Below are 20,027 nucleotides of genomic sequence, written 5' to 3'. Positions count from 1 at the left end.
TTTAGTGACAGAATCGCCGCAGGTCACGCGAAAAACGCGTGATTACCCACAAAATCTGGGGGGAATTTGACCATAATTCGGCGGTATTTCGCCGAACCTACCGGATTTAGCGGTTACCAGTTGTCGCGGAACCATTTCACCGCGCGCCGGAGCGACCGCGCCGGGTAGCGTTCGGCGGGGATCTCGAAGTCCCACCATTCATCCTGCGGGTGTGCTGCGAAGAGCGACAGGCCGACGATCGAGGAGAAGGCAGGCCCCGTCGCGGCCTGCGGCAGGCCCTGCACGCGCAAGGGCCGGCCAAGGCGCACATTCTGCCCCAGAATACGCGCGGCGAGCCCGTCGAGCCCCGGCAACTGGCTTGCGCCCCCGGTCAGCACGATCTGCTGCGAGGGCAGCTGATCGAAGCCCGCCGCATCGAGCATCGCGCGCGCCTCTTCGAGGATCTCCTCGACGCGCGGCCGGATGATGCCGATCAGCTCGGTCCGGCTGACGGTGCGACGATCCTTGTCCCAGTCGCCGCAATCGGCGCCGATCTCGATCATCTCGCGGTCGTCCATGCCGGTGGCGAAGACGCCGCCATGATAGGTCTTGATCCGCTCGGCCACCGACATCGGCACGTGGAAGCCTTTGGAGATATCGGCGGTGACGTGATCACCCCCCAGACGCACCGCGTCGGTGAAGATCATGTGCTTCTTGATGAAGACCGAAATACCGGTCGAGCCGCCGCCCATATCGATCGAAGCCGCTCCCAGTTCCTGCTCGTCCTCGACGAGCGCCGAGATGCCCGAGACATAGGCCGATGAGGCAAGCCCCGCGAGTTCAAGGTCGCAGCGCTTGATGCAGTAAAGAAGGTTCTGCACCGCAGGCGTGTCGATGGTGACAAGATGCATGTCGGCAGCCAGCCGGTTGCCGACATGGCCGCGCGGATCGTTCATGCCCGTGCGGTGGTCGATGGCGAAATTCACCGGATGGGCATGCAGCACCTCGCGGCTTTCGCCGAAATCGGGCACGTCGCAGGCGGCAAGCACCCGGCCGACATCCTGCTCGCTCACCTGGCCTGCTGGCAGCGTGATGTCGCCCGCCAGCCCGTAGGACCGGGGCCGCGCGCCAGCGAAGCAGGCGATCACATGGTCAACCCGCGTCTGCGCCATCTTCTGGGCGGCCTGCACGGCGGTACGGATCGCTCGTTCGGTTTCGGGGATCGCGTCGATCTCGCCAAACCGGACCCCGCGCGACCGGGTCGTCGCCGCACCGATCACCCGGAACTGCGACTGCCCTGCCATCGAGCCGAGCCCGTCCTCGCGTGCCGCGACATCGCCGTCGAACTTCAGGACAAGGCAGGCGATCTTCGACGTTCCCACATCGAGAATGGCCACCACCCCGCGCTGGATCGCCGCACGCCGCATGTTCCGCATTGCACGCTGCGCCTGATAGAGCCCCGTCATTGTCCTGCCACCTTCGTCACGTTTGCCGCCATTGTTTTCATTGTCTCAACCGCCTGAGGCCCGAGCCTCACGGTCGGCCTGTTCGGATTGCGCAGATCAACCGTCACGAGGTCGCGCGCGAGCATCTCTTCCGCCGTATCAAGCGCCATCACCCGCTCCACCGCCTCGACCGCGCCGGTCTCGGGCAGCATCAGCCGCTGGCCCCGGTCCAGCACCAGATCCCAGCGCCGGTCGCCGACCCGCACCAGTCCGCGCACACGCGGCAGGACCGGCCGGGCGGCGGCAAGGATGTTCAGTGCCTCGGGCACCCGTTCCTCGGCGCCTACGCCTGCAATGACCGGCAGATCAGCCCGCGCGCCGCGCGTCTTCAAGGTCGCCACGCGATGCCCGGTCGCATCGAGCATTTCGAGCGAGGCTTCGGTGCGCCACAGGACGGCGGGCTTGCGCTCGCGGATATCGACGGCAAGCACGCCGCCGGGCTTCAGCTTGACTGTCGCACTTTCGACGGCGTCTACCTGTTCGATCGCGGCGCGCATCGCTTCAAGATCCAGCCGGAAGGAGGAGGTGGGCAGCGGCTCCGTCACCATCGCCCGCACCGCGTTCGCGACCGGAACGGAGGCTCCGTCGATCGACATGAGCTTGACCATGAACTCGGGGCGGTTTTCGATCTGCGACCGCAGGCTCGCGAAACTCGCGCCGATTGCCGCCCGCCGGTCTGCGTCGCCGAGGTAGATCCCGGCCGCCAGAGCGACTGTCAGAACCGGCACACCATAGCGCATGAAGCGGCGGAAAAGCGGCGTCAGCCACAGCCGGTCCATCCGGTAGGCCAGACGCGACGGCGCCGGGTCGCGCCGCTCACCCTGCTCCATCCGCCGATCAGAGCGCCGGACGGCCGTCCGCACCGGCGCCGCCTCGGCGCGCCGCGACGGCATCGCAGCCACAGGACGTTTCAGGATGTCGCTCGCCCGCGCAATCGCCGCGGCGGCGCGTTCATATCCGGCGATATCATCTTCTTCGAACTTGCCGACCGCCGCTTCCGCCCGCCGCGAGGTGGCGAAGACAGGCCTGTACGCGTCGCGCGCCGTGGCCTCATCAGGCTCGTAGTCCATGGCGTCGAACGCGTCGTCCGCCGCATCGCGCGGCGCGATATCCTGATCGAAAAGGTCGAACTCCGCTGAACCGAACTCCGTCACCGCCGCAAGCGGTTGCTGAACCCCGGCCGCGAACGGAGCTTCGCCCGCCGGCGCCCAACTTCTGTCCTCGACCGGCATGCGCACGGGCGGCTCCCGCCGAGCGGGGTGGGCCGTGATCGGCGGCTCGGGCCGTTGCGCGCCGGCGCGGCGGTGCCAGACGGGGCGCTCTCCAGCCATCAGCGGGGGCATGAGGCATCCTCCACCAGCCAAGCGCAGAGCTGCGCGAAACTCATGCCTTCCGCTGCCGCCTGTTCGGGCGACAGCGACGTGGGCGTCATGCCGGGCTGGGTGTTGATCTCCAGAAGGAAAAGGCCAGCCAGACCCTTCGTATCGTCCCAGCGGAAATCGGTACGCGAGAGCCCCCGGCATCCGATGGCGCGATGGGCGTGCAAGGCATAGTCCTGACAGGCCTTCGCGATCTCTTCCGGCAGATCGGCCGGGCAGACATGCCGCGAACCGCCCGGGGCATATTTTGCGTGATAGTCATACCAGCCGTCGGTCACGATCTCGGTCACGCACAGCGCCCGGTCGCCCAGCACCGAACAGGTCAGCTCGCGCCCCCGCACATAGGTTTCGACCATCACCTCGGCGGGCATGTCGGGCGCCAGGACCGGCGGGCCATTGGCGCTTTCCTGAACGATGTAAACGCCGACCGAAGAGCCTTCGTTGTTGGGCTTTACCACATAGGGCGGTGCCATCACGTGGCGTGCCTGAACTTCGACCGTCGGGGCGACCACACTATCGACGACCGGAAGGCCTTCAGCGCGAAAGATTTCCTTTGAGCGGGCCTTGTCCATGGCAAGGGCGGAGGCAAGCACGCCGGAATGGGTGTAGCGCACGCCCATCCATTCCAGCAGACCCTGCACCGCGCCATCCTCGCCCCAGCGGCCGTGAAGCGCATTGAAACAGACGTCCGGCCTGATCTCGGCAAGGCGCGCGGCAAGGTCGCGGCCGGCATCGACCTCGACCACCTCATATCCCGCCTCCCGAAGGGCGCGGGCGCAACCGCGCCCCGAACTCAGAGAGACCTCCCGCTCCGCGGAAAGGCCACCCATCAGTACCGCCACTTTGGGGGCTTGCCTGCTCGACCTGCCCGCCATCTGCCTGTTTCCGGGGCTTTTTCGCCCCTGTTGCCTGGGAATTATCCCCAGGATTAGTGTTTGCTTTTGTTCACTTATCCGCCGCCGGTTCGCCGACGCGCATGATTTCCCACTCTAGCCATATTCCGGCGGTTTGGAAAACCCTTTTTCTGACCTCTTCGCCCAAACCTTCCAGATCGGCGGCGGTCGCCCCGCCCGCGTTCAGAAGGAAGTTCGCATGCATCTCGCTCATCTGCGCCCCACCCTTCCGCGCGCCGCGCATGCCGGCGTCGGCGATCAGCTTCCAGGCCTTGAGGTCATGGACATCGTCCGCCCGGCCGGTCGAGGAAAAGCCTGCCGGATTGCGGAAAGTGGAACCGGCGGAACGGTCCTTGGTCGGCTGCGAGGCGTCGCGTTTGGCGAGCTGGTCTTCCATCCTTTCGGCCAGTTCCGCAGGGTCGGCAAGCGCGCCTTCGAAGGTGGCGGAGGTGATGACAGCGCCTTCGGGCAAGACGGACTGGCGATAGGAAAAGTGCAGATCCTCCCTTGATAACAGGAGCTTGGTCCCGTCGCGCAAGACGGCCTCGGCCGAGATCAGATGATCGGCGACATAGGAGCCATAGCAGCCCGCATTCATCCTGACCGCCCCGCCGATGGAGCCCGGAATGGTGCGCAGGAAGGTCAGGTCCACCCCGGCCTCGGCGGTCCTGCGGGCGACATGGGCGTCGAGCGCGGCAGCGCCTGCGGTGACATTTTGCCCAACGATTTCAATGGCATTGAAGCCGCGTCCGAGGCGGATCACCACGGCCCGCAGACCGCCATCGCGGACGATGAGGTTCGAACCCACCCCCATCGGAAAGACTGGCACGGCGGGGTCGAGGGCGGCGAGGAAGGCGGCGAGGTCATCCGCGTCGGCCGGCTGGAACAGCCAGTCCGCCGGACCGCCCACGCGCAGCCAGGTCAGATCGGCCAAGGGCCGGTCGGGGGTCAGCGTGCCCCGGACGGGAGGGAGAGAAAGCACCATGGTGCCGTCAGTAGCCGGGATCGGGGCCGGGGCGCAAGGGCGACGGCGAGTGGCGCCGCAAGCCGTTGTTTTCGCCGGATATTGCGGTATGGCATGCGTCGGGCTTGCGTCCCGCAAGCGTATGGCATCCGTCCCGACATTCCTTGCAAAGAGGTTAACTGGACAAGGGAACAGGCGGATGCGCGGAGTGGCCCTACCCCGCCACCTTCCGCCGCACCCAGCGCCAGAGATAGATCAGCGGCCAGCGCAGGATCGAGGCGGCGGCGGCGAGGAGGATCAGGCCAAGGATGGGGCCGTTCGACCAGGTCACCCAACCGAGGATCGGGATGCCGACGGCGATGAGCTTGTAGGCGGCGCGCCAGTGGTAGTCGCGCGAGGGGAGCGCGCCGATGAAACAGGCGGTGACGATCCAGAGAAGGGCGGCACCGAGGGACCAGTTCACTCCCGCCCCTCCCCCGTTGGCCGCCCCAGCGCCTTGCGGGCGAAATAGAGGAGCGGTCGGCGGAACATCGAGAAAAACCCGGCAAGGCCGAGGAGCGCGGGGATGGCGCCGTGGTCGATACCGATCCAGATCAGGATGAGGGGGGCGAGGATCAGAAGCGTGATCCCCGGCGGGAACTGGCGGCGCATCGGCAAAAGCGCGGTGACGGTCGCGGCGAGGACCCAGAGGAAGGCCGCGAGGAGCGATTGGCTCATCGCGCGCCTCTCTGCCGGGCGGCGCCGGTCAAGCAGCCTTCTCCGCCAGACGCGCCGGCAGGTTGTTGGCCCAGGCCGAGATCGTGCCCGCACCGAGGCAGACGACCATATCGCCGGGGCTCGCATGGTCGCGGACAAGCTGGGCCAGCTCCTCCTCGCCGGAAATGCTGCTTGCATGGCGGTGACCGTGGGCGATGAGGCCGTTGACCAGATCGTCGCGCGAGGCGCCAGGGATCGGGTCTTCGCCCGCCGCGTAGACATCGGCGATGGCCACTACATCCGCCTCGTTGAAGCAGGTGCAGAAGTCTTCGAAGAGGTTTGAGAGGCGCGTGTAGCGGTGCGGCTGGTGGATGGCGATCACCCGGCCCTTCGTGGCCTGTCGCGCGGCGCGGAGGACGGCCGCGATCTCGACCGGGTGGTGGCCGTAATCGTCGATGATGGTGACGCCGCCCAACACTTCGCCAACCTTGGTGAAGCGGCGGTTCACCCCGCCGAAGGCCGCGAGGGCCGCGCGGATCTCGTCCTTCTTCATACCCAGGTGGCGGGCGACAGCGATGGCGGCAAGCGCGTTCGAGACATTGTGGTCGCCGGGCATGGGCAGCATGCAACTTTCGATTTTCGAACCTTCTTCCTCGCCTTGCAGCAGGACATCGAAGCAGGCCTTGCCATCATCGAACGTCAGGTTCACGGCGCGGACATCGGCCTGGGCATTGAAGCCGAAGGTCACGATGCGGCGGTCAGTCACGCGCCCGACCAGTGCCTGAACCTCGGGGTGGTCGGTGCAGCAGACTGCGACGCCGTAGAAGGGGATGTTCGAGACGAAGTCGTAGAAGCCCTTACGCAGCGCGTCGATCGTGCCCCAGTGTTCCATATGTTCGGGGTCGATGTTCGTGACGATGGCTATCGTCGCGGGCAGGCGGTTGAAGCTGCCGTCGCTCTCGTCGGCCTCGACCACCATCCATTCCCCTGCCCCGGCGCGGGCGTTCGAGCCATAGGCATGGATGATCCCGCCGTTGATCACGGTCGGATCGAACCCGCCCTTGTCGAGAAGCGTGGCGACCATCGTCGTGGTCGTGGTCTTGCCGTGGGTGCCGGCGATGGCGACGTTCGAGCGCATGCGCATCAGTTCGGCGAGCATCTCGGCCCGGCGGACGACCGGCAGGCCACAGCGGCGGGCCTCTTCCAGTTCCGGGTTGCCCTTCTTGATGGCCGAAGAGATGACCACGACCTCGGCCGCGCCGATATTCTCGGCGCGCTGGCCTTCGAAGAAGGTCGCGCCCAGTTTAACCAGCCGGTCGGTGATCCTGGAGGCCTTGGCGTCCGATCCCTGCACGCGGTAGCCGAGCGTCAGCAGCACCTCGGCGATGCCCGACATGCCGATGCCGCCGATGCCGACGAAATGGATGGGGCCAAGTTCGAGCGGCAGTTTGGTGGCGGCGTTCATTGCGGTTCGGTCCGGGGTTTGGGGGCGGCCAGCGCCTCGACAAGGGCCGCGAGTTTGACGGTTGCGTCCGGGACGGCCTGGGTCAGGGCGGCATGGGCCATGGCGGTGGCGGCGACCGGGTCTTCGAGGACCGAGGCGATGTGGCCCGCGAGCATGGTGGAGTCAAGCCGGGATTCGGGGATGAGGATCGCGGCGCCCGCCGAGACGAGGCCACGGGCGTTGGCGGTCTGTTCGTCGCGGATCGCGGCGGCGAGCGGGATGAGGATCGAGGGGCGGCCGATCATCGCGAGGTCCGCGACCGAAGAGGCGCCGGAGCGGCAGATCACCAACTGCGCCTCGGCCATGCGGCGCGGCATGTCGGGAAAGAAGGGCGCGATCTCGGCCCGGAGGCCCGCGGCGGCATAGGTCGCCTCGACCGCGGCGCGATCCTCGTCGCGGGCCTGATGGGCGACGCGGATGTTGCGGCGCAGCGCCTCGGGCAGTTTGGCGACAGCGGCGGGCACGGTGTCGGAGATGATGCGCGCGCCCTGGCTGCCGCCGAAGACCACAAGGCTCATCGGATAGTCGCCCGGCGGGATATAGGGGGCGCCTGCCCGGTCGGCCACCGCCTGACGCACCGGATTGCCGACCTGGCGGCCGAAGGCGCCCTCGGGCAGTTGGGTGGGCCAGGTGCCGCAGGCCACCACCTCGACCCTTGTGGCGAAGGCCTGATTGACCCGGCCAAGGACGCCGTTCTGTTCATGGATCATGCGCGGCAGGCGCAGGATCACGGCGGCGCTGATCGCCGGGATCGACGGGTAGCCGCCGAAGCCCACCACAACCTTCGGCCGGTCGAGAAGCGATTGCCAGAGAACCTGCGCCACGCCCGTGGCAATGCGCAAGGGCACCATGAGTTTCGCGGCGATGCCGCCGCGCGCGAAGGTGGCCGACGGCACTTGCCGGACCTCGACCGCCTGCGGGAAACCGCCGGTGTAGCGCGCGCCGCGCGGGTCGGTCGACAGCCGCACGCGCCAGCCGCGCTTCAGCATTTCTTCGGCCAAAGCCTGGGCGGGGAACATATGCCCGCCCGTCCCGCCCGCCGCGATCAGCAGGAGCGGTGGTTTTTCGCGCTTGCCCGCCATCACCGGCCCCGTTTCAAGAGGATCTCGGCGATCCGGCCCTGCGGGCGGCGGCGCGTGAGCGCCAGTAGCATGCCGACGGCGATGCCCGAGGCGATGACGGACGAGCCGCCGTAGGAGACGAAGGGCAAGGTCATGCCCTTGGCGGGCAGAAGCCGGACGGCGACACCCATGTTGATCAGCGCCTGAACCCCGAAGGCGCAGGCAAGGCCGGTGCCCGCGAGGCGGGTGAACGGGTCACGCTCACGCATCAGCCGGATGAGCGAGCGCACGGTGATTGCCATGTAAAGCGCGATGATGAGGCCCACGAGGATCAGGCCGAACTCCTCGGCGGCGACCGCGATGATGAAATCGGTATGGGCATCGGGCAGCGTCCATTTTACCGTCCCCTGCCCCACGCCGACGCCGAAGAAGCCGCCTTCCTGAATGGCGTTGGTCGCATAGCCGATCTGGGTGCGCGGGTCGATCTCGGTCGAGAGGAAGCCGTTGATCCGGCGGGCGAAATGTTCAGACGCAGAATAGGCGGTGATGCCGCCGCCGACGACAAGCCCGCCCACGAGCATCAGAAGGATGATCGGTGCGCCGCCGACGAAATACATCACCCCCCAGGCGAAGAGGACGAGGCAGGCCTGGCCGAAATCGGGCTGGAGCGCCAGGAGGATCACCACGGCAGAGGCCACGAGGAAGGAATAAAGCCGCCCGGGCGGGCCGCCCAGATCCTGCGCCGCCGCCATCAGCCAGGCGCAAAGAATGACGAAGCCGGGCTTCAGGAATTCCGACGGCTGGAAGGAGGCAAAGCCCAGAGAATACCAGCGGATCGCGCCCTTGCCGAAATCCGTGCCGAGGACCGGCAGGAACAAAAGGGCGATGAACGAGGCCACGAAGCCGAGGACGCCGAGACGGCGGACGAGGGCGACGGGCAGCATCGAACAGCCGATCATCGCCGCAAGCGCCATCCCGCCGAAGAAGACCTGACGGGTCACGTAATAGTAGGGCGGCAGATCGTTCTTTTCGGCGAGCGGCACCGAGGCCGCGAGGCCCAGAAGCAGCCCCACCCCGAAGAGCGCGAAGACAAGACCGAGCGTCACCCGGTCGATTGTCCGCCACCAACGTGGAAGCACCGGATCGCCCGCGCGCGAAGGCGCGGTGCCGAACACCATTTCCGTCATCTGACCGCTCTCACTGCCTGTGCCTCGCCCGTTTTCCGGGTCTCGACCTCAAACTAGCGGCAAATCTTGTGATTTGAAAGGGAAAACCCGGCGTCAGCGACCAGCCGCCGCCCTTTCTTTAATCGCAGCTCGGCGCGCCAGAGCATCTGCGGTCCAGAGGGTGGACATATCGTAATATTCCTCGAAGGCTGGGGCTTTGGGGTCGAGGACGACCCAGGGAAGCTTCGTCGAGGTAAAGATATGGGCACCCGGCGGGCATTCGCCGGGATCGTCGAGCGTGCCGACCCGGACGAAGGATGCGAGGCGCTTCGCTCCGGCATAATGGCTGAGGATCGCGACCCGGCATGCCTTGCAGCGCAGAATTTCCTGCCCCTGCCCCGAGGCCGAGGGCGTCATCACATATTCGACCGGCCCCGAAAACTCGATGCGGTCGGTTTCGATGATGGCATTAAGGGCGAAGGCAGTGCCGGTTTCCCGCTGGCACCAGGTGCAGTGGCAGCAGTTGACGAACATCGGCCTGTCGAGAAGCCGGTAGGTGACGGCGCCGCAAGTGCATCTGCCTTCCATATCGACCTCCCCAAAAAGTCCGTTCGTTGGCCCGCGGGCTGTCTAGCTGATCAGCGCGCGCACACGAGCGGTGAAATCCTCGCCGCGCTTCTCGAAGTTCGAATATTGATCGAAGGAGGCTGCGGCGGGGGCGAGAAGCACCGTTTCGCCCGCCTCGGCCTCCTCAGCTGCGCGGGCGACGGCGCGCTCCATCGTTTCGCAGATCTCGTGCGGCGTTTCGCCCAGTTCCAGCGCGAAATCGCGCGCCGAATGGCCGATGAGATAGGCCTTCACCACCGATCCAAGGTACGGTTTCAGCCCGGCGATGCCACCTTCCTTGCCAAGGCCGCCCGCGATCCAGCGGATCTTTTCAAACGCCTGCAGGGCCTTTGCGGCGCTGTCGACATTGGTGGCCTTGCTGTCATTCACAAACCGCACCCCGCCCCTCTCGCCCACGATCTGGCTGCGGTGCGGCAAGCCCTCGAAGCTGCGGAACGCCTGTTCAATCAGCTTTGGCGCGACGCCCAACGCGCGCGCCGCCGCATAGGCGGCGCAGGCGTTCTGGTGGTTGTGGGCGCCGAGTAAGCCCCTGATATCCCTCAGGTCTATCGATGCGACTTGCCGACCTTTACGCCATTCGGCGAGAAAGCCTTTGCGAGCAAAGACAGTCCAGCCCACGCCTTCGAGCTTCTGGCCCGAGGAGATGCGGATCACCCGGTCGTCGGCCATGCCGGCCGACAGCTGGTTGGCCAGAAACGCGCCTTCCACCTCGTCGACGCCGATCACGGCGCGGTCTGGGCCGCCTTGCGTGAAGAGCCGGGCCTTGGCGGAGAAATAGCCGCCCTTACCGCCGTGGCGGTCGAGATGGTCGGGCGAGAGATTGGTGAAGATCGCGATATCGGGGGTCAGCGCGCGGGCAAGCTCGGTCTGGTAGGAGGAAAGCTCCAGCACCACCACCTCGCCATCCTGCGCCGGGTCGATCGACAGGACACCCTTGCCGATATTGCCCGCCATCTGCGTCGGCCGTCCGGCGACCATGAGGATATGGTGGACAAGCGCGGTCGTTGTCGACTTGCCGTTCGATCCGGTCACGGCCACGACTTTCGGCGCCTGATCGAACCGGTCCCAGTCCGCCGTCGCCCAGGAGCGGAAGAAAAGCCCGATGTCATTGTCGACCGGCACGCCCTCGGCCAGCGCGCGGGCGATATGGCGGTTGGGATGAGGGTAGAGATGCGGGATGCCCGGCGAAGTGACGAGAAGCGCAAGCCCCGGCCAGGCGGCATCGCGCGTCAGGTCGGTCAGCGCAAACCCCTCCGCTTCGGCCTTCGCCCGCGCTTCGGGCGCATCGTCCCACAGAAGCGGCTCGGCCCCGCCCGCCTGAAGCGCGCGCGCTGTGGCGAGGCCGGACCGGCCGAGCCCCAGCACCGCAACGCGCTGGCCCTTGTAGCCTGTGACCGGAATCATCGCCGCCCTCCATTGCTGACCAAAGCCATAGGCCAACAGACACCGGGGGAAAAGAGGCGGGTCGGCGCGCAGCGGACCGATCGCGCGGGCGGGGGCGTCTGATCAGGCGCCCGCCGCCTCGAAGGGCAGCACATTGCCTGGCGCCGAGAACTGATAACTGACCTCGCCAAAGGCGTCCTTGGCGAACCCGTAGGCAAAGATCAGACCGTCGGCACCTGCCTGAACGCCATGTTCGGCATTGCCGGGGATATAGACAGCCGCGCCCGCCGCGACCTCATGGGCGCGGCCGTCGATCATCACGGTGCCGGAACCAGAAAGACAGAAGTAGAATTCCGGTGGCGCGTGGCGGTGCAGGTTCAGCCTGCCGTTCGGGGGAAATTCCGCCACGCCGAGCACAAGGTCGTTCGACCGGGTGCGGTCGGACGAGATCAGCGTGCGCCAGGTCACATTGCCGAAGAGCGGATCGATGCCGCCCTCGACCGGCAGGTCGGCGAGGTTGCGCACGAAACCGACCGCCGGAGCGTCATTCTGGTTGGCAGTTTCTGGGGCGGCATCTTTGACCAGAGCTTGTGCGGGCACCGCGCGATCCTTTCGTAGATGGGTCTTCTGTTCCGGCCGATCTTGCGGCCTGGTTCCGGTATGATCGGTTTGAATGGCAAATAGAAATGAGTAATATTGGCCATAATGGCCAAGAATTTTTAGGTGTAACCATGCAACGTCTGCCCAACCTGATCTGGCTGCGCAGCTTCGAGGCAGCGGCGCGGCTGTTGAATTTCACCGAAACCGGCAAGGAGCTTGGCCTTACTCAGACCGCTGTCAGCCTGCATATCAAGGCGCTTGAGGAAACGTTGCAGTGCCAGCTCTTCCGCCGCAGCGCACGCCATCTGACGCTGACCGACGTGGGCGAGGCCTATGCGATGGCGGTCCGGGCCGCGATCGGCGAGATGAACCTTGCGACCGTAAGCCTGTTCGGTTCGGCCACCACCCAGACCCTGACCGTGCGCGCGCCGATCTCGACCGTCTCGCTCTGGCTTGCGCCGCGCCTGCCGGCCTTCGTGGCCGCCCATCCCGACATCAACCTGCGCCTCGTCTCGACCATCTGGGCTCATTCAGCGGGCGAGGAGGATGTGGATATCGATATCCAGCTGGCCACTGCGGGGCAGATCGAGCCCGGGGCGGAGCGGCTTTCGACCGAAACGATCGTTCCGGTGGCGGATGCGGATGCGGGGGATCTGACCGGGCGGCCCGACCTGCTGCTGGCGGCGCCGCTGATCCGTATCCTCGGCTACGAGGACAGCTGGGCCAACTACATCGCCAGCCTCGGCATCACCGGACCGGCCCGGGGCAAGCGCCTGTCGGTCGATACGACGGCGGCGGCGCTGGCGCTTGCGGCGGCGGGCGGCGGGCGGGCGATGATCGTGACGCGCTTTGCCCGGCAGGCCATCGCCTCCGGCACCCGGATCAGGATCGCGGGCGCGCCCATCCCCTTTGCCCAGGCGCATTTTCTGGCAAGAAGCCCGCGCGCGGCGGCGCGCAAGCCAGAGGCAGAGCTTTTCGCCGCATGGCTGCGCGCGGCTTTCGAGGAAGACCGGGATCTGCCGTGACCCCGCGTCTGCTCAGGCGGCGCCGGATGCGAAGGTTTCGAGCCCATCGACCTCGCGCTGCAGGTCCGCACGGCAGCGGGCGATGATGAAATCGGTGAAGGTGCGGATCTTCGGGTCGCGCAGCCGGCGATGCTGGGTCAGGCAGGAAAGCTGCACCGGCACAGGCGGCGTAGCGCGCGCCACCGGAACCAGCGCGCCGGATTTCAGATGATCTGCGATCTCGAAAATCGGTTTCATGATGATCCCGCGCCCGTCGAGCGCCCAGATCGTCAGCACATCGCCGTCGTCGGTCTCGAAAGGTCCTGTCACCTCGAACCGCCGCGGCCCCTCGGGGGTGACGAGCGTCCACTGGAATTCGCGGGCGCCGGGGAAACGCAGGTTCAGGCAATCATGGCGGTCACGCAAGAGGGCCTCGCCATCCGCAGGCAGGCCGCGGCGCTCGATATAGGAGGGCGCGGCGCACAGGACGCGCGGGCAATCGGCGACGACGCGCAGTTTCAGTGTGCTGTCTTCCAGCGTGCCCATGTGGAAGGCCATGTCGAGCCCCTCGCCCACCACGTCGATCTTGCGGTCCGACAGGCGGAGCCGCACGTCGATCTGGGGGTAGTCATCCTTGAAGACCGGCACATGCGGCGCGATGAACCGCCGCCCGACACCCAAGGGCGCGGCCACGAAGATCGTGCCGCGCAGGTTCAAGGTCGAGGCCATGACCGCGGCCTCGGCATCGTCGATCGCCTCCAGCACCTTTCGGGCGCCGTCGTAGAAGAGGCGGCCGTTCTCGGTCGGCTGCAGGCGCCGGGTGGTGCGGTTGAAAAGCCGCACGCCCAGATGTTTCTCCAGTTCCGCCACCCGCGCCGAGGCGACGGCGGGCGAAGTGCGCTGATCGCGCGCTGCGGCGGACATCGATCCAAGCTCGAAGACGCGAACGAACATCTTGATATTGTTGACATAAGACATTCCCGGTCCTCCCCGATCCGGCGCCCGAAACGGGCTTGAGGGGAAGATTATCAGAATATCTTTGAAAGTCATAAGGCATTAATCGCAATATGACGAAGATCGCAGCCGCGCTAGGCTGGGGTCAACGGGAGGGACCATCATGTATGATTTCATCGTCCTCGGCGAATGGCTGGAATTCGCGGTCCGCTGGCTGCATGTCATCACCGCCATCGCCTGGATCGGCTCGTCCTTCTATTTCATCGCGCTCGACCTCGGCCTCCACCGCGACCGCAACCTCGCGAGCGGAGCCGACGGCGAGGAATGGCAGGTCCATGGCGGCGGCTTCTACCATATCCAGAAGTACCTCGTGGCGCCCGAGCAGATGCCCGGCGACCTCGTCTGGTTCAAATGGGAAAGCTACATGACCTGGATTTCCGGGTTCGCGCTGCTCTGCCTCGTCTACTACCTCGGCGCCGACCTCTATCTTGTCGACCCCGAAGTGCGGGCGCTGACGACATGGCAGGCCATCGGCATTTCGTTGGGCTCGCTCGCCTTCGGCTGGATCGCCTATGACCAGATCTGCAAGTCGCGCTTTGGCGACGACAATACCCGGCTGATGATCGGCCTCTTTGTCATCCTGGTCGGCATGGCTTATTTCTACACTTCGGTCTTCTCGGGCCGCGCCGCGCTTCTGCACCTCGGTGCCTTCACCGCGACGATCATGTCGGGGAACGTCTTCTGGATCATCATCCCCAACCAGAAGGTGGTGGTCGCCGACCTTATCGCCGGACGCACGCCGGATGCGAAATACGGCAAGATCGCCAAGCAGCGCTCGACCCACAACAACTACCTGACGCTGCCCGTCATCTTCATGATGCTGTCGAACCACTATCCGCTGGCCTTCGCGACCGAGAACAACTGGATCATCGCGAGCCTCGTCTTTCTGATGGGCGTGACAATCCGCCACTGGTTTAACAGCCTCCATGCGCGGAAAGGCAACCCGCACTGGACCTGGCTCGCGACCGTTCTCCTCTTCCTCGCCATCGCCTGGCTGTCGACCGCGCCGCTCTACAAGGCGGCAGAGGGTGAAGAACAGGGCGCAGTCCAGCTTACCCCTGAAGGCGCCCGCTATGCCGCCGCCGAGGGGTTCACCGAGGCGCAGGACATCATCCTTGGCCGCTGCTCCATGTGCCACGCCGCCGAGCCGGGCTTTGAAGGCATCCACTGGGCGCCCAAGGGCGTGATCCTCGAAACCCCTGAACAGATCGCCAACGAAGCGCGGCGCATCTATATCCAGGCGGGCGTCAGCCACGCCATGCCGCCTGCAAATGCCTCGTTCATGGAGCCGCAGGAGCGCCAGAAGATCGTCGCCTGGATCCGGGCTGCCGACGGCGGCGAAGGCTGATCAATTGAACCCCGCCGCGTAACGCGGCGCAAAGAACTTCACGAACTGCCGGACCTCGGGGCGGCGGTAGCTTGTCGGTGACACCAGCAGAAGATGGTCCTGATCAAGCTCGGGGATCGGGCCGAAACAAGCCATCAACCGTGCATCGTTCGCACTGGCGCGGTCATTCAGGATGCCAAGCCCGACCCCTTCGGCCACCGCCTCGTGCAGCAGGTCATACTCGCCGTAATACCGCACGAAGCGCACGTTCAGCTCCGTGCGCAGCAGCCATTGCTCCGCCCGCCGAACCTCGTTTCCAGGTCGGTAGGCCACAAACGAATGGTCCACGAGATCGGCCTGCGAGGATGGCAGCCCGTGTTTCCGGGCATAGGCTTGCGATCCATAGATGCTGTAACGCGCCGTGCTGATCTTGCGCCGGATCAGCCGTTTGTCAGGCGGCTGCACGATCATCCTCAACGCAATATCCGCGTCGCCCGCCATCAGGTCGAGAACGTCGTTCGAAGGCAGGAACTTCAGCTCCAGTCCGGGATAACGTTCGCTGAATTCATGGACGATGCGATGCAGCCGGGGCGAGAAGTTGCCCTTCGGCGCCGTCAGGCGAATGACTCGGTTGCCCGTCAGATCTGCGGCCTTGCCACTCAGCCGCTGAACGGCAGCCTCGATTGCCTGTGCCTCCGGAAGCAGGGCGCGGGCGGCATGGGTCGGGTGAAAGCCTCGGGTGTCCTTGTCAAAGAGCACCAGCCCCAGCTCATGCTCCAATGCCTCGATGCGCCGTGCGACGGTCGGCTGGGCGCTACCCAGTTCCCTCGCTGCAGCCAGCGTAGAACCGGTCCGGCAGACCGCCAGAAAGAAGCGGATATTGGACCAGTCACGGAAAGCGCTATTCATTTCTGTAGAACAGCACGACTCCGGGCCCGATACCAGAAATTTGAACGCCGCCCTAGCCTAGCCCTCATGAAAGTTCGATCAGGAGCGGGAACATGGCGATGCTGACACTCTCATCCGTCGGTCAATGGTTTCAGATCGACAGCTCAAGGCGTTACTGGTCGCTCTTTGGCGGACCGGTGCTGGTGGATCCAGTCGGGCAGGCCGAGGAAGCCCGCCAGCGCAGGGCATTTCTGATGGATATGCTCGAAAAAAACCCCGATGGCTTATCCAGCGAACATGACGTTCAAAGCATGATGAGCCTGTATCCCGGCCAATTCTGATGGATTGGACGGAAACCTCGGCGCCATTCGCTGTGCCTCTCCGTCAATCTGGTCGGGCAACCACGGCCTCAGATGCCCAAGAACCGCCATTCGGTCACCTGATGGATCGTCTCGCCCGGCCTCAGCACGATTGACGGAAACCCCGCCTGGTTCGGCGCGTCCGGCCAGCCCTGCGCCTCGATCGCGATCCCCTCATAAGCCGCGCGCCCCGGCCGCATCGCCCCGCGCGCATCGTAAAGCTGCAGGCCCGGCTCGGTTGTCGCCACTTCCATCGTCACGCCGCCTTGACCGGTCAGCCACATCACCGGCGTCAGGGCGCGGCGCGCGCGCGACAAGACAAAGCAGTGGTCGATCGGCGGGTCTCCCGGAACCGGCGCTGCGCCAGACCGGAAGTCATAGGCGCTCCCCGCCACCTGTTCGATCTCGCCCGTCGCGCAGTCTTCCGCATCGGTCAGCAGTCGTTCCTCCGCCGCGACGCGCACCTGATGACCTTGCCATGTCGCCGAGCCGTCGAGGTTCCAGTAGCTGTGGTTCGTCGCATTGAAGAAGGTCGGCCGGTCGGTCGTGGCACTGATTGTCAGCCGCAGAGTGGCGCCCGTCACCTCGAAGATTGCCTCGACATGGCGGTTACCCGGAAAGCCGCCTTCGCCATCGGCCAGGTCAAGCGACAGGACGACGCGGCGCGCATCGGCTGCGGCCAGGCTCCAGACTTTGGTCTGCGTTCCCGCCGACCCCGAATGCAGGGTCATGCGGCCCGCATGGTTCTTCTCGAAAGTCAGCTCTCGACCGTCCAGAACCGCCCGCGCCCCGGAAATCCGGTTGGCGACCGGCGCCACCAGCGACCCGTGATAGATCATCGGCCCTTCATAATCGGCCAGCCGCTCCGACCCGAGCGTCAGGCTGTGCGCGACGCCCTTCAGCCACAGCCCCTGCAACACCGCCCCCCAAGTCAGGATGCGTGCAGTCAGGTCTTCCGACCGCAGGGTGACAGCTCTAACCGGCCTTCCGTCCGCCGTTGTCCCGAATTCCGTGATCTCCGCGTCGCTCATCCTGTCCCCGCACTTCAGCGTGGCCAGATGGCCCGGCGCGCCGGCAGGCGTCAAGCGTCCGGGCCGCCTTTCAGATAGGGAAACCAGTCGGCCCTGAGCCTTTGTCCCGGCTCCATCCCATGCCCCGGGAAAGGCGGCGAGGTTCGCCCGGGCCGTTCCACATAAAGCGCATCACGCCCAACCAGCCTCAGCGAAAAGGCCCGCCGCCGGATCGCGGCCTCGTTGCCGCGCGCACCATGCAGGGTCTGGTAGTCGAAAGCCACCGCATCGCCCGGTTCCATTTCCCACTCCATCACCTGCATCCCCTCGGCATCGGGGTCGGGCACCGGCATGTAGGCCTCGGGGTCGGGATAGAAGCTGGTGTCTGCCAGCCAACGCTTCGGCAGCACTTCCTTGGGCCAGCGGTGCGAGCCCGCCACACAGCGCAGGGACGCCTCGCGCACCGGATCGACCGGCGACCAGAAGCTGACGGTCTGGCGGCCCTTCACGAAATAGTAGGGCCCGTCCTGATGCCATGGCGTCGGTTTCGAGGTGCCCGGCTCCTTCACCAGCACATGGTCATGGAACAGCTGCACGATGTCCGACCCCATCAGCCGCGCCGCCACCTCTGCAACCTCGGAGTCGCGGATCACCCGCTCGAATTCCGGGATGCGCTGCCAGTTGCAGTAATCGTCGAAGAACCGCCCCGCCTCGCCGGGCTTGAGGTTTTCCGCCGCAAAGGGCCCGGGTTCGGCCATGTTACGCGCGATCCCGTCGCGGATTACCTCGACCCAGTCCTTCCACAGACCCTTGATCAGCACGACCCCGTCGCGCTGATAGGCCGCGACCATCTCATCCGTCACCTGGACCATTCCGTTCTCCCACGTTTCGCTTGCAGGATGGAACCGCCAATGCATAATTTCCAATAATATCTACAAATGGTTCCGATAGTCTTATGCTATCCATTACCCTCCGCCAGCTCGAATATGCCGTGGCCGTCGGCCGCACCGAAAGCATGACGCTCGCGGCCGAGACGCTGCATGTCTCGCAACCCGCCCTTTCGGTCGCGCTTGCGCAGCTCGAGGCGCAGATCGGTCAGCCGCTTTTCCTGCGCCGCCCCGGCGGCCCGATGCGCCCCACCCCCCATGGCCGGCGCTTCCTCGACGAGGCCGAACGCATCCTTGGCAGTCTCACGCGCCTTGCCACCGGCACGGCCGCGCAGGACGCCCCGGTGGTACTTGGCTGTTTCGAAGATCTCGCACCGATGGTCCTCGCCCCGCTGATCGCCGCCGCCCGTGCCCGCGACATCGGCCTGACGCCGGTCGTGGCGGGTTTCGAGGGGCTGGCAGACGGTCTTGCACAGGGGCGCATCGACCTTGCCCTCACCTACGACCTCGGCCTCGATGACAGTGTGGCGCGCGAAGAGGTTGCCCGCGTCCATCCCCACGCGATCCTCGCGCCCGACCATCCGCTCGCAGCCCAGCCGACGCTCAACCTGAAAGACCTCGCCAATGAGCCCCTGATCCTCGCCGACCAGGGCCTCTCGGTCAGCCACATGCGCGCGCTCTTCACCCGCGCGGGCCTCAGCCCCCGCATCGCCCACCGCACTGCATCGCTCGACCTCATGCGCTCCTTTGCGGCGAACGGCCTTGGCATTGGCCTCAGCTACACACGCCCCGCGCCCGTGATCAGCTACGACGGTCGGCCGATTGTGACCCGCTCGCTCACCGGCACCGGCCCGGGCGAGCCCGTGGTCCTCGCCCGGCCCGAGGGCCTGCCGCTTTCGCCCACGGCAGAGGTTATTTCGACGCTCATCCGCCTATGCCCTCTCGCGGTCTGAGGCGGTCGATCACCGGCAAATTCAGATCCCGCCTGTCGGGACGGATGCCAGACGCTGTCGGGACGGATGCGGGACGGTTGCCAGACGCCTGTCTGCCCGGCCCGGTCAGTACCGCGTCGTCATCCGGTGCCCTGGAGCAAACGACAGCCGCACGTGGGTGATCGCCTGCCCCTGCCACCAGGTCGTGCGCTCCACCGCAAAGACCGGCGCGCCCGGCATGCAGCCCAGCGCCGTCGCCACCTCGCCTTCAGCCGCGACCGCGAGAAAGCTGATCTCGACCTCCGAGAAAGGCACCGCGCGGATCAGCCATTCGTTCGGCCCAAAGGCATCGAACGCCTCCGCCTCCGCTGCCGGCAAGGCGGCAAGGTTGATCCAGCGCGCCTCATGCTGGTAGGGCGCGCCGGACGCCAGATGCAGGCAGGTGACGCGCAGCACCCGCGCGCCATCAGGCAGCGCAAGCGCCCGGCGCAGCCAGGCGGGCGCCGGACCGGCCTTCCGTGACAGCCGACGGTAGCCATAGTCCGCCCCCGTCGCTTCGATCTCGGCCTTGACCAGGGGAATTTCGAACCGCGCCGCGCGCAGCGGCGAGGGTCGGACCCGGGTTCCGGCCTTGCGCCGCCGCTCCAGAAGCCCTTCCTCGGTCAGCTCGCGCATCGCCCGGTTGACCGTCGCGCGCGCCACCCCGAATTCGGCGGCCAGTTCCACCTCGCCGGGCACCAGATCGCCCGGTGCCCAGACCCGGCTGGTGATCCGCCGCAAGAGTTCGGTCTTCACGTCGCGGAAACTGATCCTCTCATCCCCCATGGACTGCGCCCGGCCTCCCGCCTA

General features: G+C 66.1%; 21 protein-coding genes. 4 read left to right on the top strand and 17 right to left on the bottom strand.

What is annotated here, in order from left to right:
- Window positions 1-113: 113 nt before the first annotated feature.
- The 12 genes from ftsA to OU426_RS11070 all read right to left on the bottom strand — a co-directional run bounded on the left by ftsA (window position 114) and on the right by OU426_RS11070 (window position 11,757).
- Window positions 114-1,445, bottom strand: coding sequence for a cell division protein FtsA (gene ftsA, locus OU426_RS11125; protein WP_267634057.1), 1,332 nt, complete (start codon window positions 1,443-1,445; stop codon window positions 114-116).
- Window positions 1,442-2,827: a cell division protein FtsQ/DivIB gene (locus OU426_RS11120; RefSeq protein ID WP_267634056.1), complete on the bottom strand. Its 1,386-nt coding sequence runs from the start codon at window positions 2,825-2,827 to the stop codon at window positions 1,442-1,444. Before OU426_RS11120 ends, ftsA begins: the two co-directional genes overlap by 4 nt.
- Window positions 2,815-3,738: a D-alanine--D-alanine ligase gene (locus OU426_RS11115; protein WP_267634055.1), complete on the bottom strand. Its 924-nt coding sequence runs from the start codon at window positions 3,736-3,738 to the stop codon at window positions 2,815-2,817. The genes OU426_RS11120 and OU426_RS11115 overlap by 13 nt, the downstream gene beginning before the upstream one ends.
- Window positions 3,739-3,808: 70 nt before the next feature.
- Window positions 3,809-4,741 (bottom strand): UDP-N-acetylmuramate dehydrogenase, encoded by a 933-nt coding sequence (murB, locus tag OU426_RS11110; RefSeq protein ID WP_267634054.1) that lies wholly within the window; start codon window positions 4,739-4,741, stop codon window positions 3,809-3,811.
- 193 nt (window positions 4,742-4,934) lie between these two features.
- Window positions 4,935-5,183, bottom strand: coding sequence for a DUF2484 family protein (locus OU426_RS11105; RefSeq protein ID WP_267634053.1), 249 nt, complete (start codon window positions 5,181-5,183; stop codon window positions 4,935-4,937).
- Window positions 5,180-5,437, bottom strand: a complete 258-nt coding sequence (locus tag OU426_RS11100; protein WP_267634052.1) for a DUF2484 family protein — start codon at window positions 5,435-5,437, stop codon at window positions 5,180-5,182. Before OU426_RS11100 ends, OU426_RS11105 begins: the two co-directional genes overlap by 4 nt.
- A 28-nt stretch (window positions 5,438-5,465) precedes the next feature.
- Entirely contained in the window at window positions 5,466-6,881 is a 1,416-nt protein-coding gene (gene murC, locus OU426_RS11095; protein WP_267634051.1) for a UDP-N-acetylmuramate--L-alanine ligase, read from the bottom strand.
- Window positions 6,878-8,002, bottom strand: a complete 1,125-nt coding sequence (locus tag OU426_RS11090) for a UDP-N-acetylglucosamine--N-acetylmuramyl-(pentapeptide) pyrophosphoryl-undecaprenol N-acetylglucosamine transferase (protein ID WP_267634050.1) — start codon at window positions 8,000-8,002, stop codon at window positions 6,878-6,880. Before OU426_RS11090 ends, murC begins: the two co-directional genes overlap by 4 nt.
- A complete protein-coding gene (locus OU426_RS11085) occupies window positions 8,002-9,168 on the bottom strand; it encodes a peptidoglycan glycosyltransferase FtsW (RefSeq protein WP_267634049.1) in 1,167 nt (388 codons plus the stop codon). Before OU426_RS11085 ends, OU426_RS11090 begins: the two co-directional genes overlap by 1 nt.
- A gap of 93 nt (window positions 9,169-9,261) precedes the next feature.
- Complete coding sequence (locus OU426_RS11080; RefSeq protein WP_267634048.1) at window positions 9,262-9,735, bottom strand: GFA family protein; 474 nt, start codon at window positions 9,733-9,735, stop codon at window positions 9,262-9,264.
- A 42-nt stretch (window positions 9,736-9,777) separates the two neighbouring features.
- Window positions 9,778-11,178, bottom strand: a complete 1,401-nt coding sequence (murD, locus tag OU426_RS11075) for a UDP-N-acetylmuramoyl-L-alanine--D-glutamate ligase (RefSeq protein ID WP_267634047.1) — start codon at window positions 11,176-11,178, stop codon at window positions 9,778-9,780.
- A gap of 102 nt (window positions 11,179-11,280) precedes the next feature.
- Window positions 11,281-11,757, bottom strand: a complete 477-nt coding sequence (locus OU426_RS11070; protein ID WP_267634046.1) for a cupin domain-containing protein — start codon at window positions 11,755-11,757, stop codon at window positions 11,281-11,283.
- A 131-nt stretch (window positions 11,758-11,888) separates the two neighbouring features.
- Here OU426_RS11070 and OU426_RS11065 point away from each other — a divergent pair, with 131 nt between their 5' ends.
- Window positions 11,889-12,782 carry a LysR family transcriptional regulator gene (locus OU426_RS11065; RefSeq protein ID WP_267634045.1) on the top strand — a complete coding sequence of 298 codons (894 nt, stop codon included), beginning with the start codon at window positions 11,889-11,891 and terminating at the stop codon, window positions 12,780-12,782.
- 12 nt (window positions 12,783-12,794) lie between these two features.
- Here OU426_RS11065 and OU426_RS11060 read toward each other — a convergent pair whose 3' ends face one another.
- Window positions 12,795-13,739, bottom strand: a complete 945-nt coding sequence (locus OU426_RS11060; protein ID WP_267634044.1) for a LysR family transcriptional regulator — start codon at window positions 13,737-13,739, stop codon at window positions 12,795-12,797.
- 139 nt (window positions 13,740-13,878) lie between these two features.
- Here OU426_RS11060 and OU426_RS11055 point away from each other — a divergent pair, with 139 nt between their 5' ends.
- Window positions 13,879-15,123: a urate hydroxylase PuuD gene (locus OU426_RS11055; protein ID WP_267634043.1), complete on the top strand. Its 1,245-nt coding sequence runs from the start codon at window positions 13,879-13,881 to the stop codon at window positions 15,121-15,123.
- On the opposite strand, the gene OU426_RS11050 is transcribed toward OU426_RS11055, so the two are convergent.
- Window positions 15,124-16,011 carry a LysR family transcriptional regulator gene (locus tag OU426_RS11050; protein WP_267634042.1) on the bottom strand — a complete coding sequence of 296 codons (888 nt, stop codon included), beginning with the start codon at window positions 16,009-16,011 and terminating at the stop codon, window positions 15,124-15,126.
- A gap of 92 nt (window positions 16,012-16,103) precedes the next feature.
- On the opposite strand from OU426_RS11050, the gene OU426_RS11045 reads away from it, so the two are divergent.
- Entirely contained in the window at window positions 16,104-16,331 is a 228-nt protein-coding gene (locus OU426_RS11045; protein ID WP_267634041.1) for a hypothetical protein, read from the top strand.
- A gap of 68 nt (window positions 16,332-16,399) precedes the next feature.
- On the opposite strand, the gene OU426_RS11040 is transcribed toward OU426_RS11045, so the two are convergent.
- Both OU426_RS11040 and OU426_RS11035 read right to left on the bottom strand, forming a co-directional pair.
- On the bottom strand, window positions 16,400-17,380 hold the full coding sequence (locus OU426_RS11040) for an aldose epimerase family protein (protein WP_267634040.1): 981 nt from the start codon (window positions 17,378-17,380) through the stop codon (window positions 16,400-16,402).
- Window positions 17,381-17,430: 50 nt separating this feature from the next.
- Complete coding sequence (locus OU426_RS11035) at window positions 17,431-18,231, bottom strand: phytanoyl-CoA dioxygenase family protein (RefSeq protein ID WP_267634039.1); 801 nt, start codon at window positions 18,229-18,231, stop codon at window positions 17,431-17,433.
- An 83-nt stretch (window positions 18,232-18,314) separates the two neighbouring features.
- Between OU426_RS11035 and OU426_RS11030 the strand changes: the two genes are divergently transcribed.
- Window positions 18,315-19,199 carry a LysR family transcriptional regulator gene (locus OU426_RS11030; RefSeq protein WP_267634038.1) on the top strand — a complete coding sequence of 295 codons (885 nt, stop codon included), beginning with the start codon at window positions 18,315-18,317 and terminating at the stop codon, window positions 19,197-19,199.
- 105 nt (window positions 19,200-19,304) lie between these two features.
- Here the strand turns inward: OU426_RS11030 and hutC are convergent, their stop codons facing one another.
- Window positions 19,305-20,003: a histidine utilization transcriptional repressor HutC gene (hutC, locus tag OU426_RS11025; protein WP_267634037.1), complete on the bottom strand. Its 699-nt coding sequence runs from the start codon at window positions 20,001-20,003 to the stop codon at window positions 19,305-19,307.
- Between the last annotated feature and the right edge of the window lie 24 nt (window positions 20,004-20,027).

This window comes from Frigidibacter sp. RF13, assembly GCF_026626305.1.
Classification (GTDB): domain Bacteria; phylum Pseudomonadota; class Alphaproteobacteria; order Rhodobacterales; family Rhodobacteraceae; genus TMP-24.
This window is presented reverse-complemented; position numbering and strand designations above follow the sequence as displayed.